General features: G+C 53.6%; 19 protein-coding genes and 1 pseudogene. All 20 read right to left on the bottom strand.

The annotated features are described in order from the left end of the window. Positions 1-218, bottom strand: a pseudogene (locus OGV94_RS12575) (tail fiber domain-containing protein); the annotation flags it as partial. A 9-nt stretch (positions 219-227) separates the two neighbouring features. After that, entirely contained in the window at positions 228-1,172 is a 945-nt protein-coding gene (locus OGV94_RS12570; RefSeq protein ID WP_286522448.1) for a DUF6453 family protein, read from the bottom strand. After that, a complete protein-coding gene (locus tag OGV94_RS12565; protein WP_286523495.1) occupies positions 1,172-4,390 on the bottom strand; it encodes a TipJ family phage tail tip protein in 3,219 nt (1,072 codons plus the stop codon). The genes OGV94_RS12570 and OGV94_RS12565 overlap by 1 nt, the downstream gene beginning before the upstream one ends. Positions 4,391-4,446: 56 nt before the next feature. Further along, positions 4,447-5,058 (bottom strand): tail assembly protein, encoded by a 612-nt coding sequence (locus tag OGV94_RS12560; protein WP_172862991.1) that lies wholly within the window; start codon positions 5,056-5,058, stop codon positions 4,447-4,449. Further along, on the bottom strand, positions 5,048-5,755 hold the full coding sequence (locus OGV94_RS12555) for a C40 family peptidase (RefSeq protein ID WP_172862990.1): 708 nt from the start codon (positions 5,753-5,755) through the stop codon (positions 5,048-5,050). Before OGV94_RS12555 ends, OGV94_RS12560 begins: the two co-directional genes overlap by 11 nt. A gap of 2 nt (positions 5,756-5,757) precedes the next feature. Continuing rightward, complete coding sequence (locus OGV94_RS12550; protein ID WP_286523492.1) at positions 5,758-6,507, bottom strand: phage minor tail protein L; 750 nt, start codon at positions 6,505-6,507, stop codon at positions 5,758-5,760. 77 nt (positions 6,508-6,584) lie between these two features. Next, positions 6,585-6,935, bottom strand: a complete 351-nt coding sequence (locus OGV94_RS12545; RefSeq protein WP_172862988.1) for a hypothetical protein — start codon at positions 6,933-6,935, stop codon at positions 6,585-6,587. An 8-nt stretch (positions 6,936-6,943) separates the two neighbouring features. After that, positions 6,944-7,291 (bottom strand): phage tail protein, encoded by a 348-nt coding sequence (locus OGV94_RS12540; protein ID WP_172862987.1) that lies wholly within the window; start codon positions 7,289-7,291, stop codon positions 6,944-6,946. A 2-nt stretch (positions 7,292-7,293) separates the two neighbouring features. After that, the gene (locus OGV94_RS12535; RefSeq protein WP_286523490.1) at positions 7,294-9,162 is read right to left on the bottom strand and encodes a phage tail tape measure protein; all 1,869 of its coding nucleotides are present in this window, start codon (positions 9,160-9,162) and stop codon (positions 7,294-7,296) included. 21 nt (positions 9,163-9,183) lie between these two features. After that, positions 9,184-10,272: a hypothetical protein gene (locus OGV94_RS12530; RefSeq protein WP_286523489.1), complete on the bottom strand. Its 1,089-nt coding sequence runs from the start codon at positions 10,270-10,272 to the stop codon at positions 9,184-9,186. Positions 10,273-10,500: 228 nt separating this feature from the next. Then, complete coding sequence (locus tag OGV94_RS12525) at positions 10,501-10,845, bottom strand: phage tail protein (protein WP_286523487.1); 345 nt, start codon at positions 10,843-10,845, stop codon at positions 10,501-10,503. Positions 10,846-10,888: 43 nt separating this feature from the next. Beyond that, on the bottom strand, positions 10,889-11,371 hold the full coding sequence (locus OGV94_RS12520; RefSeq protein WP_286523485.1) for a phage tail protein: 483 nt from the start codon (positions 11,369-11,371) through the stop codon (positions 10,889-10,891). Positions 11,372-11,383: 12 nt separating this feature from the next. Further along, positions 11,384-11,794 carry an HK97-gp10 family putative phage morphogenesis protein gene (locus OGV94_RS12515; protein ID WP_434795743.1) on the bottom strand — a complete coding sequence of 137 codons (411 nt, stop codon included), beginning with the start codon at positions 11,792-11,794 and terminating at the stop codon, positions 11,384-11,386. A 5-nt stretch (positions 11,795-11,799) separates the two neighbouring features. Next, entirely contained in the window at positions 11,800-12,180 is a 381-nt protein-coding gene (locus tag OGV94_RS12510; RefSeq protein ID WP_172862983.1) for a hypothetical protein, read from the bottom strand. Then, a complete protein-coding gene (locus OGV94_RS12505; RefSeq protein WP_172862982.1) occupies positions 12,161-12,505 on the bottom strand; it encodes a phage head completion protein in 345 nt (114 codons plus the stop codon). Before OGV94_RS12505 ends, OGV94_RS12510 begins: the two co-directional genes overlap by 20 nt. Beyond that, positions 12,502-12,825, bottom strand: a complete 324-nt coding sequence (locus OGV94_RS12500; protein WP_286523479.1) for a head-tail connector protein — start codon at positions 12,823-12,825, stop codon at positions 12,502-12,504. The genes OGV94_RS12505 and OGV94_RS12500 overlap by 4 nt, the downstream gene beginning before the upstream one ends. Next, complete coding sequence (locus OGV94_RS12495) at positions 12,806-13,183, bottom strand: hypothetical protein (protein ID WP_286523148.1); 378 nt, start codon at positions 13,181-13,183, stop codon at positions 12,806-12,808. Before OGV94_RS12495 ends, OGV94_RS12500 begins: the two co-directional genes overlap by 20 nt. Positions 13,184-13,280: 97 nt before the next feature. Beyond that, complete coding sequence (locus OGV94_RS12490; RefSeq protein ID WP_286523151.1) at positions 13,281-14,567, bottom strand: phage major capsid protein; 1,287 nt, start codon at positions 14,565-14,567, stop codon at positions 13,281-13,283. A 72-nt stretch (positions 14,568-14,639) separates the two neighbouring features. After that, positions 14,640-15,560, bottom strand: coding sequence for a S49 family peptidase (locus OGV94_RS12485; protein WP_286523153.1), 921 nt, complete (start codon positions 15,558-15,560; stop codon positions 14,640-14,642). Positions 15,561-15,596: 36 nt separating this feature from the next. After that, the coding region (locus tag OGV94_RS12480; protein WP_286523155.1) for a phage portal protein at positions 15,597-16,019 on the bottom strand (423 nt) is incomplete at its 5' end.

The following is a 16,019-nucleotide window of genomic DNA, read 5'->3' as shown; positions in this document are numbered from 1 at the left end:
ACGGCAGACCAGGCGGCTCCTGTCGCTCGCGGCCCGGTGTAATTACTGACCAGCGTCAGCCGTGTATTGCTGTTAACTTCCAGTACGGGAAGTGTGAAAGGCACACCACCCACGACAACCACAATAAAATCACCTGCAGCTAACTCAGTGGTGAAAGTGGTGTCAGTTCCGGCAACCGAGGCTGAGTTATTGTTAAGGGTTAAGGTTCCTGCTGACATGGGGTTTCCTCAGTACATGTTCGGAATAATGAGAATGGGCATGGTGATATTTCTGTTTCGGCTCATATCCCATGAACCGGAGTTGTGGTTAGCAAAAACTTTGTTGTAGGCTGACCTGACATTACCACCGGACATCACGACCCCCTTCGTCCGTATATTTCCGTAACCACCATCCATACGGACCTGCACGCCGGTATAAACTATCTGGCAGAACCCGCCGCCAATATTCTGGAAAGCATCGGTGATCTGGATTTGTCGGTCATACACAAAGGGGCGTTTCAGCGTGGAGAACGTGACCTGACCTGCCGCGTTGGTCATCGTAATACCGTCTCCGCCGACTGGTGCTGTCTGGTTGAATATCACCAGGTCTATCGTCGCCGTTCCGGCCACGTCGTCCCGCCCTGTGTAGGAAATATCGCGAACGATGATACTGGTGCCATCAAACCCCACCGACACATTCGGGTTATCCCATTTGCCGAAAGGAATACCGCTGACCGGAAGCGCAGCGCTGCCGCTAACTGTAATGCGCCCGGAATAAGCGCAGGTCATCAGCGCAGCCTGATTGGATATAGCGGTGAAGTCAGTCGAGTTTGAAACCAGTAAACCTTCGTTATACGTCGCCGCAGGCAGCAGCTCCATAACGTAACCTGACCAGTCAGGGACAATGCTTTTTCCACCGATTGTCTCAGCCCCGATGATGACCCCGGAATCACCGTTTCGGGTGACACCCGTCATTATGGCCACGTCGAATTCTGCAAAGGAATAGATGTATATGGGATTGGTTGGCACCACGATAGCCTGTGAGCCAGGAACAAGTGGTGTATTGACCGGGTACTGCATAAACTGGGATGACCAGCCCGAGAACGATGTACAAAAACTGGGGGCGCGAAGCCCCGCAGTAATTGCCATCACCGGACGGCCATCGTTGTAATCAATCAGAATACCTTCCGGCATTATGACCACCTCCCGACGACAACCCGTCCCCCACCAGACAAATTAACAGTCAGCCCATTTCCGTTGATGACGACAGTGTTATTGGTGCCGTTAAATGCAAAATTACCGTTGTTGGCATAAATTGAACCACGGACAGTGACATCATTGAATGTCGCATAGCCTGATTTGTTGATATGCCAACCAACATTACCGGTACCATCCCAGGTGTTAGACTGAATGTAATTACCAATTTTTGTATTGATAATAGTGCCATCCTGGATGAAGCCAGAACTGATAAACACCTGACCATTAACAGAAGCAAACGGAGAATATTGTGTATCGCCGCTGCCACTCATCAGGACGAACTGATTGGCGTTAAATCCGACTCGGGTGACCACCGGCTTACCCGCTTCCGCCAGCACCGCAATTGATATCCCGGCACTGTAAAAAATACCGTTGATGCGCACTCCGGCTTTCAGGGTGTGAATGGCCGTCGCTCCAGAAGCATCAACGGTGGCTGTGAGCTTGTCCTCAAGCGAGGCGGTTACATCTTTAATCTGCGCCTGCACCTGAGTGGACAGCTCAGCCATCGCCTTATCCACACTGGCGACCGTCGTTTTAATTACCAGAATATCCGCTCGTACCTCGCCGTACTGCGCCCACTGGTGTTCCGCGGTTGCATGGTTGGCCAGCGCATTCTGCAATGCGGCTTCGAGGTTGGTATCAATATCGCTTGTCAGGCGGTCACCGTCAGCGGATGTAAGAAAACCGGTACCAATACTATCCAGATACTCATCCGTATTATCATTGGAAAGCCCTCTCTCCCAGTCAGTCCAGTCAGAGCGGTTGCCTGTTTTGTCGATAAGGCGTGCTCGATACCAGAACTCCTGCCCGGCACGAAGCCCCATCTGTGAATATGTGGACTGCGGGTAAGGAACATTACTCAGCAACAACGCCGTATTGCCGTCGCGTTCCTGCGCGTACTGAAGCTCGGTAAACAGTGAATCTTCAGCGCCGGCTGGAATAGACCAATCAATACGAATTCCCCATAGCATAGGGGTTGTTCTCAAATTGACAGGAACGGGCGGTTTCCCGATTTTGCCATCCAACTGGACTTCCTTTGATACTGCCCATACCGAGGCTACATCCATCGCATTGATGGCCCGAACGCGGACGACATAACGGCCAGCATAAATACCGTCGACCTCAATTCTGGTATTTCCTGTCCTGCCTGCATTAATCCAGTCGCCGCTATTCTGGCGCCATTGCACCTCATAGGCGATGCCGTTTACCACCGGGTCCCATGTTGCGACCAGCGTGTTAATACCTATCCCCTGAACAATTCGGTACTCGCTGGTGATTTCAATGTTCCTTGGTAAAGCCTGGCTACCTGGTGGGACCACGGTCACAGGACGGTCTTCAACAATCGCACCATCATCAATTTTCGCGAATTTGTTCGGGTTATAGGGCAACCCGGATATTGTCACCAGGTCATCACTCCCGATGGCCACACGGCGGACCCTGAATAACTGGATGGCCAGATCCTGCTGGTCAATTATCCACGCCGACTCAGCGTTCGGTAATACGCTGTATGCAGATTCCACAGTAACCGCGCGGCCAGATACTGACTTAATCGTTCGTCCTTCGGCCTTTCCCGTCGGCAGGTTGATGATCAGCCGATTACCGGGAACGGCAACGGTGTTTCTGTCCAGCGTGATTTTTGTACCTGTCGCTGCAGCTACACGACCACCGTTCGCCCGTCCGGCCAGTGGTGCGTTATTCACGCCGATCACTTTGCCGACCCTCGGAATACGGCCTTCCATGCCTGTTTTGAACTCCACCGCATTATCATCGCGGTTTGTCTCGATGCCCCACAATCCGCGGCGCTGCGCCTCACTCTCTCGCGTGCAGCCGACGGCTGTCATTTCCATCGTATTGAAACCAAATCGCGAAGAGACTTCGGGTACGTGAACGCTGGCCTGATCATCGTTGTAGCCGTTGGCCGGGTTGCTGTAAGTCACTATCGCCGCAGAATAGTTGGTACGCTCTGATGAGCTGGAGAAGTTGAACGAGCCGACAATATTTGATTTGTTGAAAACGAAATCCGGGTCCATCTCGCGCGGCATATCAGCATCGAGCGAAAGCAGGTTATTCGACCAGCTGATCATCCCCCGGAAAATCGCCGCCAAATCCATCAGGACCGTCCAGGCGTCGGTTCTCTGTGAGATGTACAGGTCGCAAAGATGACGTGCCTCTGTGCCTCCTGCGCCATCAGAAACCTTTGCATCGCAGTACTGAGCTATCTGATAGAGCGTCCACTTATCCACGAGGTTTGTCGTTATGCGGCGGCCCAGACCGTACCGTGAATTCGTCACGATGTCGTAAAAAATCCAGGCCGGGTTGTTTGTCCAGGCCCATTTAAACGTCCCGTCCCACGTACCGCTATACGTCCGGTTGATCGGGTCATAGTTCGATGGAACGCGAACAATGATCCCCTTCATTTTTATTGTTACTGTCGGCGTACGACCATCGAACAACTGAGAATCGAACTGGACGAACAGCAGCGAGGTGTGGGGATACCGCAACTTGGCATCAACAATATCGGTTATTGATTCGATCCGGGATGTATCGGCGTGCCGTGCATCATTGACGTTTGGTGTAAGGCGTCTTACACGAATTTGCCATCCAGTCTGTGCCGGTGGCAGCTCAATTCGATAGCTACGCTCATAGCCATTATTAGCAATACCACTTGCGGTATCCCGCCCGTATTCGACATAGGAACTGCCATCAATTGAGATATCAATGGCAAACTCAACGGTATAACCGCTCTTCCCACCTGAGTCTCGCAGTTCATACAGGCCATTCGGGAACTTCACGCGCAGACGAACGGCTGAGAGCTGCGTGTTATTAATCGACTTAACCCACGGCGTCCCGTATTTCAGCTCCGTAGAAACAGCTACTTCATTTTCAACAGCAGGAAAGCCGGAAATATATGGCTGGTCGACAGTCCCGCTACGCCATTCCCAGGTAACTCCAGGGAAGTTTGCGTTCCCGGAACTATCCAGCAGCGGTGTGCCATCGAGATAAATATCCTGGCCTGAGAATCCGCCGGCGGCTTCGCTCTCGGTCAGCGCCAGTAATATCTTCATGTAAGCAACTGAAGCGATCTCGGTACCGCGGTTCTCGCCTTTATCGCTGCTACCGCTACCGCCACCACCTTTTGCGCCTGTAATTTCCATTGCTAACTCCGGGCAAAAAAAATCCCGCCGAAGCGGGTTAATTGGATAAAGGTCTTTTAGTTCTGGTCTTCCGCGTATATGCCTCCACTAATCAGAACGCCGCCGATTTCACGGATGCCGTAAAGAATCGGAACACCGCTTCCCGCGGCAACCTGATTTGTCGGTGCACCGAATGAGTAACTTTTTCGGGTATCTTTTGATTCGTTCGTCATACCCTGCGTCCCTGCTGGAACGAGCATCTGCGCAACGCCACCCAGCATCATTGCCGCACCCATTTTGTAGAGAAACGGTGATGCCGCTGCGTACGGTGTGAAACTGAGCACGAATCCGACCGCAACTAATACGGCACCAAAAATAGTCTGGAACGCCCCATTTTTCTTGCTGCCGATAATCACCGGCGCAATGCGGATGACTTCATGTACCCCATCCAGCTGCAGATCCTTTTCATGGATATTCCGTTCACCGTTAAAGATGGCGTAGGTGATCCCCCGCTCCTGGCTGGTTTCAAGCCACAACTCAAAACCGGGGATCATGATGCAGAGCGCACGTATCGCTTCACGCACGGATGAGACAGATAATCGATGCTCTCGCCCGAATAACGTGCCCAGCTTGCCATACAGGCGCACCAGGACGACTTTTTCAACGGTATTAAGGGATTCACTGCCCATCTCTATACCTCAGCGTCAACAGCGTACGGTCGCGCCACATGCCGCCGTACGGAACAACTTCACTTAGCCGGCCATACATGTGGTGGAACATCTTTCCGTCCCCCAGGTAAATGCCGGCATGGTTAATTTCATCGGCCTTGTACTGCATCAGGATGATATCGCCCGGCTGCAGCTCGCCGGCGTGCGAGTAAAACCCCGCCTCGGCATAGTGCCGAACGTAGAGATTCTCTCCGCGTGTCCACCAGTTATCGGTTCGCTCAAAGTCGGGCAGCTCGATGCCGCGTTCATGCTTATACCAGTCGCGGATAAGCCCGTAGCAATCCCAACTGCCATGGATAAACGGTCGCTTCAGCAGCGGCGGCGTATCAGCTGGCGTGGTGACGGTATGCTCTCCGGATGGCCACGACATAATGACCCACGGCAGACCGCTTTCGTGGCACTGCTTCAGGTCTTCTGCAGACGCATGCGGACCTGCATCCGGATGTGAATGCACCACCGCAAGCACTTCGCCGGCGTCCTCAGCATCAGCCCAGGCTTCAGCACTGATCCGGAAAAAATCAGTGGGCTGGTCGTGGGTATTTTCGCAGAGGATGTACCGGCGCTGCCGCGGCGCGCGGATAATTAGCCCGCAGCACTCCTGCGGGTAAACCTCCGCGGCGTGTTTCTGGATGGCGGTAATCAGTCTCTGACTCAGCATGGCTACATCCTTATCAATGCAATGGCCGGGTAGCCGCCGAACGGCAGCTCTGAATTGTCGCCCCAGCGCAACTTGCAGCCGGCAACGGTACCGGGGCATTCGTCCTGCGCCGGGTTATCAACCCGGTTGCCGAATTTATCGAAGTAATTTGTACCGGTATAGCCGCAATCGGAGCCGCGGTATTGCCCCTGCAGGCACCAGGCGCAACGACTCAACATCTGGCGCGCGGGTAGCCTCTGGCCGGTCACATCAACAGGGGAAGATAATTTGAACTGGACGGTGGTGTCGTTCTCCGCCGACTTACTGTCGATGTACCAAACTTCAATGCTGTCAGCGGTCGGGTCGGCGCCGGGGTTTCCGTCGGGAAAGTTTTCCGCATCGAGATAATGTGCGTAAGTACGGTGAACCGTAACCCTGGCCTGTTTCATGTCCTGGAACATGCCGCACAGCGAAGAGATCGAGCCGACCAGGTTGGCCACCGATAATTTCGGCGCAGCCGGCGAGCCGTCGCCGTTCGATTCCATGTCCTCAATCCGGCACGGCCACGCATCGTAGCGTACGCCCTGCCAGAAAATAGGCTTACCAGGCAGCAGGCTGGCATCATCTCCGGCGGCAAGAATTTCTTCTGCGGTATACGGGATGGCGTGGTTGTGGAAGTAGAGCACCTCGGTCCCGAACGCGGTGCCGTCCACCTCGTACAGTTCAATTTTGCTGCCGGGTTCTAATTTCTGATCATCAGCTGCGATACCCATGGGTTTCTCCTGATTGGGACCATGGTCCCAATAACAAAAAACCCCGCAGAGCGGGGTTTGTGTGGGGTGTGGTGGGGTTAAACCTGATATCCAATGTCCGTGCAGATTTTGTCCATCATATTGTCACTTCGAATTGATACGCTAGCTGACGTGATATTTCCCTTATCGTCAGTTTTAACGCCTACCAGCAACAACGCCTTACCTGCAAATCCACCATATGAATTTTTGGCATTAACGTGGGCGCAATAAATATCTCCGCCCTTGTAATCCTGCCAGTAAAATTTGGCACTATCCGGATCTTTAAGCTGCTGCTTTGCTGCCTGCTCAATCACGCCCTTCTCTTTTGGCGATAGCTCGCGTGCCGCAGCTCCAGATGCTGCAACCATCGCAAGGCAACTGATAATGGCCCCGCATAATTTCAGTTTCATGTATCCCTCTATGAGTCCTCGGCTCTATATGCCGTCACAAATGTAACAGCGAGAGACATACGAGCAAAATCGATCACAGTGGGTTTTATCTGGGTGGCGCGATATAGCCCAAGCTCACCCAGGGGGTTAACCCACTTAAACGCGCGCGTTTCGCCATGCTCTCTGACAAACTTCAGAATAGGGCGAATATCGTCATTCAGCCCGACGAACGTCAGTGGCCATGACTGCGTTTCGGAGTTAATACCATCGCCAGTAACCTGCTCGTAACCGTCACCATATTGCGCTGACCGGGTACGAAATTGAATGTCCCCGACGGGACCATTCCTCGGTGACCAGTTGAATGTTTCCAGCGCCATTATCACGCCCCCTTGATTGCGTTCAGGATCATGCCGTTATTCGATAACTCAAGGTCCAGCACGCTGTAGCAGACCTGCTTAATCTGGGATAGAGCCTCGAGGCTTAGAGCCTCATCACTCGTTTTACCCTGATCTTTTGATTGTTGGGTTGCTGCAGCGCCCTGCTTAATCACCTGCAGCGGGATGTTGACCGTAACGCGGATGTTTCGATTATCGCTACCGGCATCTTCATTACTGGAAGGACGGGCAACGCTACCACCAACTAAACCACCGTCGGCATACCCGCAGCCATAGGTTAGCTGGTTCAGGAAGTTCAGCATGCCGGGTTTTTGCACGACGTTCTGAGGAACAACCCATTCCCCTTTATGCACGACGCCGGCAACATCATGCTTACCGCCATCACCGGTATACCCCCCATCAGCAAATCCAAACCAACTCCCGATCCCCATCGCTGTTGAACCCGCTTTCACCGCGTTCATGACCAGCATTTTGGTAATCATCTGACCGATATCGTTGATGACCGATACCGCAAATGACTTAAAATCACCCTTCCCTTTCGAGGCAAAATTCCACAGCGCATTACCCATGCCATCCATGGCATTGATCGCAATATCCCGCGTCATGGCAAACTGGTTTTCGGCGTCCTCTCGCCACTCCTGCAGGCCATTTTTCATGCCGTCAATCCATGACCCTTCCACTTCTTTTTTCTTCAGAGCGCCTGTACGAACGATCTCAAGCTGCTTCTTCTCTTCCTCATCCAAGATGGAAGACTGTTTTTTATAAAGCGCAGAAGTCTTGTCATCCTGCTGTTTATCCAACTCTTCGCGCTCTTTCATAAACCGAACACGAACCTGCTGTTCGGCAACCATCTGGTCATACGCGGTTGAACTCATCGTCATCTGCGCGACCCGGTTGCTGTACTCCTGCTGCAACTGGATTGTTGAGCGGTAAAGTTCCTGGTTTTTCTCCTGCATCTGCAGGCCGATTTTCCGCTGCGCGTTGGCGCGGTCCAGGCTGGCGTTGATCTGCAACTGGTTGCGAAGCTCTGTTTCCTGCGCCAGCAGACTGCGCTGGCCAGCGGTCAGGATACGCTTCTCTTTCAGATCGGCGACTTCCTGATTGAACTGCAGCAGCTTACGCTCGCTGTTTGTCAGTTCTTCCGTCTGATCGTTCTGCGTACGCAGTACCGTCTCTTCCTGTTTCAGCTCCTGCAGGCGACGCGTGGCGGCATCATCGGAATAGGCTTTCTCACGCGATTTTTTCTGCTCGGCGTACATCTTGTTCACGCCAGCCATCGCCTGCGTGTACTCAGCCGTCCCTTTCGTATAATTCGCGTTGACCAGCGCAATAGCATCAGCGCGCTCTTTCTCACGCGAAACGCCCGCTTTCATCAGGCCGGAGAGGGTATTTTCATCCTTCAGGCGCTTTGTCAGTTCTTCGCGCTCTTTCTTCCTTTGCTGGTAGAGTTTTTCCGCTTCCTCGCGCTGCTTGATAGCGGGGTCTTCGGTTGGAGTCAGATCGACATTGGCACCGGCGGCCAGCGCCTGGGCGGTCGCCATATGCGCATCGCCCATGGTCTTAAAAGCATCAGCAACGAACCCTTTCAGGGACTTCCATGCGCCTTCCAGCACGCCGACCTGGCTTTCCTGCTCTTTGAGTTTCTGGGAAACGTCATCCATGGCCGCCTGCTGCAGCAGCGCGGTAGCTTCAGTCGTTTTCCCCTGGCGGTTCAGGGTAACAATCTGATCGACCATGCTGCTGTTCAGCAAAATTCCCTGATCGGTCAGCTTTTGCAGCGCGTTCAGCGGGTCGCCGCTGAGACTGGAAAGCAGCGTTACCAGGTCATCAGAACTCTGGCCAATTTCTTCCATACGGGTGCCAAGCCCCGCCACCTAATCCAGAATAACGCCGCCGAACCCGGCACCGACGGCGGCAGTGACCGACTTAACCGCGCCAGCGGTGTCGCCCAGGCGGGAAACCAGGTTCTGCAGGTACATCACGTTCATCACGGACTGCTGCCCGGACTTCTGCAACGCCTTGTTGAATCCGTCGATCTCCGCCTGGCTGCGCGAGAACGCGGTATAAATCGCGGTACCGACGCCGGCAACCGCCATCACGGCAAAGCCGACAGGACCACCAACCATCGCCAGCGCACCACGCAATAACCCGGCACTGGCCGCAGCAGCACGCTGGCCGAGCGAAAGTTCCTGGCTGACAACCGCCAGATTTCGGGTCGATGTGGCCAGCTGCAGCTTGCCGTTAGATTCAGCAATATCAGCCGCCAGCACCGCCTTGGTTGCCTCGGCCAGACTGCCTTTCCCTTTAGCTTCAGCCAGGTTGGCTTCGTTAATCGTTCGGGAATTTTTAACGTGCTCTTCCTGATAATCAACAGTCAGCCCGTACTGCTTGTTCACCTGGGCCTGCTTCGCGTAATACTCATCAAGCGCGAACGCTCGCTCACGGTCGGCTTTTGCCGCTTCGATCGTTTTAACCGCGGCGTTCTGCTTCGCGATGGCCTCTTCGCGGAGGCTCCTGGCGTTCTCGATGACGCCTCGCGCGGCATCGACCTGAGCCTCGGTAAACTCAATCTGGGCCTGTCGCTGGCTTTTCAGGCCATTCATGCTGTTTGAAAGCGCGGTGCTCATCCCTTCACTGAGAGAAGTCACCAGGGCGTTGGCGATCGAGCTGCAGGCAACGTTACTACCGGCAGAGATGCTGGCCAGCAGGCCGCGCATCTCATCCAGCCCGGTCAGACGTTTATCAACCGTACGACCAAGTTTATTGAAGTCAGCATCGAGACCGGTGATCCCTTTGCTGATTCCCTCGTATGACTGGCGGGTATTTTTGGCATCCGCCTGCGCCTTTCTGTTGAACTGTTGCGCGCCACTGTCAGCCGACCGCATCGCATCAGCAAACTGCGATTTGAAGCTGGCCGAATTAAGGTGAAGCGCAACAGCCAACGATGCAACATCAGCAGCCATTTCCTAAGATCCTCAGACAATCAGCGAACTGCTGAACGCCCTCAGACGGTGCAACAGCAGGCTGCGGTGATGGTGGCGGTGCCTCGCCAGCAACTTCAGTCTTCAGGAGGTTAAAATATGCCTCCCAATAGGTGAGAATATGCGCCGGCAGGTCACCAAGTTTGCGCGGGTCAGGCTCGCCCCAACGGTCTGCCAGCATGAACAGCAGTCTGAGCTGGGGCGAGGTGGTTAGTTTTTTTCCGCTTCCTCAAGCGTGCCGTAAGAGTGGCGCTGCACTAGGGTGACAGCTTCCAGCAGGTCTGCCGATGCATGCGCATCGAGCAGCTCTTCCGCTGTCGGCAGATCCTTTTTCGCTGGGCGGGTACCGTCTTCGTTTACCAGCGCCTGCAGGAATAAATTCACCCCCATCACTGAGAGCTGCCGAGAGGACTTCCCTTCCTTCTGGGCCGCGTCGACTGCATCGGTATAATTATCCAGCTCGGTATTAGTCAGGCGGCGGATAAACACCTTCTGGCCAAGCAGCGTTTTTTCAATAGTGGTATTAAGCGGGGTGGTCAGCGATTTATAGTTCATGATGATGATCCTGATGATAAATGAAGGAAGTGGCTGGCAATGGCTAAAGGATTACGCGCTGGTCTGGTTCGGCGGGGGTCACCGTCCATTTCAGTTTGTTCTGCTTGCCATAAATCTCCAGCTGCAGCACCTTGCCTTTCGGTGAATCGACGGTCTGCATGCTCCAGCCGGCCAGAACAAGCTGAATCTCTGCCAGGCGACGGTTCGGGAACTGCATGAAGAACACGACCGTTTCTTTCGCGTCAGCAGAGGCCAGCAGCGCCTGCTGTGCTGCATCATCCGGGTCATCGATAAAGACCAGCGTTTTGTCTTCACCTTCGCCCATATCAGCCATGTACTTCGGCTCGGTGTCAATCAGGCGGGTAACGTCGATAAACGTCCCTTTGTTGCCGGTGGCCCCGATGGAGGTTGCCGACTGCAACAGCTTTGCGGTAGTGATCGTGGCGCCGACAGCGCCGTAAGAAACGCGGGTACCCGCCGGAAGAGAAGCATACTCCGAGGGGGATTTGATATTTTCGTCAGCCATTTTCATCTCCGATTATTGACCTTCCAGCCCGATGCGGATTTCAGTTGCCAGCACCTGCAGGATTTTTTGAACGTTGTAATCCATCGCCGGGCGAATAAACGGCTTAGCCACTTGTTTTACGGTGCCGAATTCTTGCGCCAGAGCTTTCATGTGATGGATTTTGCTGGGACCGACACGCAGCGTGACGATCGTGTTATAGCGGGAGGTTTCTGCGACGTTCGTGCTGCGGATTTTGATGCTGTCGCGCATATGTGGCCCGATGCTCTCTCCATCGAAACCGGCGTTGCTAATCATGTCCATCTGAACGATTTTCATCGCTTCACGCCCGGCATCGCGTAACAGCTTTACACCCACTTTATTATCGATAGTTTCCAGAAGCCGATCGAAATCCTTCCCGGTTGGGAATTTTATTTCCATCTCCATAGGGATTACTCAGGAACGGTAAACGTAAAATCGCGGATGAGGCGGTACTGTACGCGCCCACTGGTCAGGGTGACTTTGTCCTGCTGGATGCCATCGCGTTCGACATACTGGACCGGGTAGCTTTCAAGCTCACCCTGTACCAGCGTTTTCCACTCGTCCCATAACGCCTTATCCAGCGCCAGCATATGGGTGTAGTCGTCAACGATGTACAAATTGACCTGCACCCTTACATCACAAAGCCCCGTACGCACCAGACCATCGCCGACCTGCGGGTCGGAAATTCGCTGAAACGTCACCCCTTCCTGTACGCTATCAGGCAGCAGCAGCGGGTACGCTTTTAGGCCCGTTATACGCTCAAGCGCAGGTTTAATTGCCAGCTCGATCATGGCGCCCGTCAGCCTCCCCCGTAATGATCATGCGGTCCGGAAGTCGGTCAACGTTGCGAACAGTATAAACCCGGTTCTTTGTGGCTACCTTCCAGTCGATATCCACATCACGCGGATATAGGGTAAATTCACAGGTTTCGACAACCTGCTGCTGGTCCAGCGTCCGGATTTTCCGGCCTGAAATCAGCTCCTTTTTCGCCCAGGCTTTCCCCGCCTGCACCTCCTGTTCCGGAAGTGGCTCACCCAGCGGGCCTTCGCCGATGACGATATAGCTGAACGACAACCGGCAATTCAGCTCGCCGGGTTGCAGTGGTTTCTGGCTCATACGGTGTGCTCCATCAGCGGAAACAGCAGGTAAGAGACGCCAAGCTCTGACGGCGTACCCTCGCCGGCGCCTGTCGGGTTGAGATACCACTGAGCGACCATCATCTGCATGGCCCGCTGGATATCTTCATCCGCCACAAAACCGCGTACACCTTCCGGCAGCGCCTGCAGTTCGTCATCGCTTCCCACCAGTTTGCAGTAGTAGTCACGTTCAATACTCTTTTGCGCCGCCGCCACCATTTTAGTGAGCATGCCGTCATGCTCTGTGAAATCCGGCTCCAGACGGAGCTGGATTTTCACATCATCCAATGTCAGTATCATGGTCATCGGCTCCCTTGCGGGGACTCAGCGCCTTTTCCGCATCTTCTGGCCATACCGCAATATGGCGTTCAACCAGTTTCTCTGCGTACTCAGCATCAAAACAGGCCGTATCACCGCGTGAATAACGATGATAGGGTCCCAGGAAAAAAACCGCTTTCCGCGCCACTTCTGCTCCCGTCAGGCCCGTAGTCCCGTTTGTTTCACTTCCGGTCAGTTCAACACCGGCATTATCTGAACCCGCTGCAGTATTCTGACCGTCATCCCCGTCCACTGAATTTTCCGGCGTCAGTTCATCCGGCTTTTTCACATCACCGGCTGCAGCCGCCGCTGCCGCTGCTTTTGCTGATTTCGTTGTCATCGTTTTGCTCCTGAAAAGAAAAAACCCGCTACTGCGGGCCTGGGGGATTACGTGCTTTTATTCTGTGCGACCGTGGTCGCACAGAGTGCAGGACCGGTTAAAACAGCACTTTTGTCCCGAGTACAAGACCTTCCGGATGACGGAAGCCGATATCGTGCTCCGTCACCACGCGGATCAACGACTGGTTACGGGAGAACGCGGAAACCAGATTTCCGTCCCCGTCCTGATAGGAGGCTTCCTGCGAGAACGACACCTTCATGTTGCCGTCTTCACCGATAACCACATCATTAAAGTCAGCGAAGTAAATTTCCGACTCTTTGCCTGCGTCACCGAGGTTTGCCGGGATAGCGCTGGTACGCTGAATCTGAAATCCCTTCAACATCCCCTGGGCCATTTCCGGGTAGACCTTGTTACCGTTACCGTCGCGCAGACCGAACAGTTTCATGTAGGTACGGTTCGACATGCCCCAGCCGCAGCTGATCATGTTGCTGTTCCCGTCCATCGCCATCAGGATAATATTGTCGAGATAGGTATCAATCGTCTGCAGATTAACCTCTGCAGCAGCTTCCCACGGCAGCAGGCGGTTCCACTCAGTTGCCCGCGCTTTCATACCGACAGGCGTATCACCGGTACCGTCATCGCGCATAAAGGCTTTATCTTCGCGAACAGAAATCGCGGTCAGAATATCCTGCAGGACCAGTTGCTCCACGTTGTAGCCGGCACGACCAATCAGCTGGTTGGAGATTGGCACCATTGCAATCATGGTTTTCGCAGTGAGTTTCACATCATCGAAGCGCGCTTCTGATGTTTTCGCATCCTTGCCTTCCCCGGTGTAGCTCGCCGTCGCACCACCGGCCAGACGCGGCAGCGCCATATTGCCATTCGGCAGCGGAATGGAGCGCGCGCCCAGCTTACGAACGATGGTGCGATCGCGCAGCAGTTCGATCACCTCGCTGTGCAGGTTTTGCGGAATAAGAACGCCACCTGACGCGGCGGCAGTATTGATGGCCATCGAGACAGACGGGTCATTCAGTTCTTCAGTTGCAAATGTTGCAGCGTCCTGGACGTTACCCTGTGCTGCCGCAATCGACATTACCAGACGGGTCATGCCTGCGCCGGTATATTGCTTTGGCTCTGCTTTAACGCTGATACCAGGGGCCTGCTGTGTACCTTTAACCGGTTTGGCAACAAGTGCTGCAGCACGTTCAGCCGCTTCCAGACGCTCAATTCTGGCACTGATATCCGTGAACTGCTGCTGCAGGCTGGCAAATTCGGTTAACTGCTCCGCTGTCAGCGTTCCACCGGTAGTTTCAATCGTGGCCAGGGCCTGTACCTGCTCATTAATACCCGCACGCTGACGACGTAATTCTTCAATCTGTGGCATAGTTTTCTCTCTTTTTGGTATAAAAAAAGCAGCCAACAGGCTGCTTTCTGGTAATGACGCGTTAGCGCCGGGTCACATTCTGGTTTGCAGGTCCATCGCGGCGGCCTGCAACTTTATAGAAGTGGTTTGTTGAGGTTGTTTGTACTTTGCTGCAATGGCATTAATCGCAGACTGAGGATCCGAAACTTCATCAGCAAGACCAGCAGAAATGGCATCAGCGCCGAAATAGATTCCGGCCTGCGTGTTAATCACCGTCTGAGGGGCAAGATTCCGGTATTCCGCTACAGAGGTAATAAACGTCTCGTACATATCGTCAATCATCCTCTGGAACATTCCCCGAGCGTCTTCACTCAGCGGCTCATGTTGTGTACCGTTATTTTTGTTATCTCCCCGAAAAATCGTGGTGAATGTTAACCCCATTTGCTCTTCCATCCTGGAAGTATCCAGGTGTTCCATGATCACTCCAATCGAGCCGACTCCACTGGTCTGGCTGACTACAATTTTGCTGCAGGCCGAAGCGATAAAGTAAGCCGCAGAATAGGCGCTGTAGTTCACAATTGCAGTAATAGGCTTAGTTTGACGTGACTGGAAAATATAATCAGCCAGTTCCTTGCATCCAACCGCCGCACCACCACCAGAATTTATATCCAGCACAATTTCACTGATGGAAGGGTCATTTAATGCAGCATGCACCTGGCTACGTATGCGCTCATAGCTGGTAAGTTCAGAACACATTGCAGTAATTTGCCCACGACGCGGAACCAGAATGCCGTGAACAGGAATAACTGCCATTCCACCAGCTGGTTGAACCAAATCTGGCGCCTGATTGTTATCAGGATCCTGCGTCATGTGAATTCCAGCCTCTTCTGATAATCCCTGAATACGGGGAACCAGCACAGCTTTTACAGAATCCATTGTCTGTCGTGTCACGTAATGCGGAACACCAAAGACCATAGCCGCCAGGTGCGGCAGATTAATTAAATTTTTTGTCATGATGTTTACCAGGTCAGCCCGCGCTGCGGGTGATATTCAGTTTCTGGACAGAATAGAGTTGATTTCTGCCAGTTGTTTTGCTGTTGGCGTGTTATCGCCAGGTAAGATTTGTTTACTGTCGACCATATTCAGAGGCGTCAGGTATTTGTCCCCTCCGGCGATGGGTGGAAGGTTCTCCATGCGGCGAATGTCGTTAACCGATAACCAGCCCCACTGGCGGCCTAGTGCATAAGATTCATAGCGTGACTTCTGATCCCCGCGCAGCAGGCCAGAAACATTGAATTCAATGTACAGATCACCGCGCTCGCTGGGTAAAAGCAGATCGCGCATTAATGCGCCTTCATGACGCTTCAGCCAGGCCAACAGCGTGTACATCACAAACTGCAGCCCCTGGTGCTCAATGTTGTTATTCGTGGCTTTCGCCAGCATCTGCACCATATGAGGCGGGATTTTATAGAG

This window comes from Citrobacter sp. Ce006 (assembly GCF_030336535.1).
Taxonomy (GTDB): Bacteria; Pseudomonadota; Gammaproteobacteria; order Enterobacterales; family Enterobacteriaceae; genus Citrobacter; species Citrobacter europaeus.
This window is presented reverse-complemented; position numbering and strand designations above follow the sequence as displayed.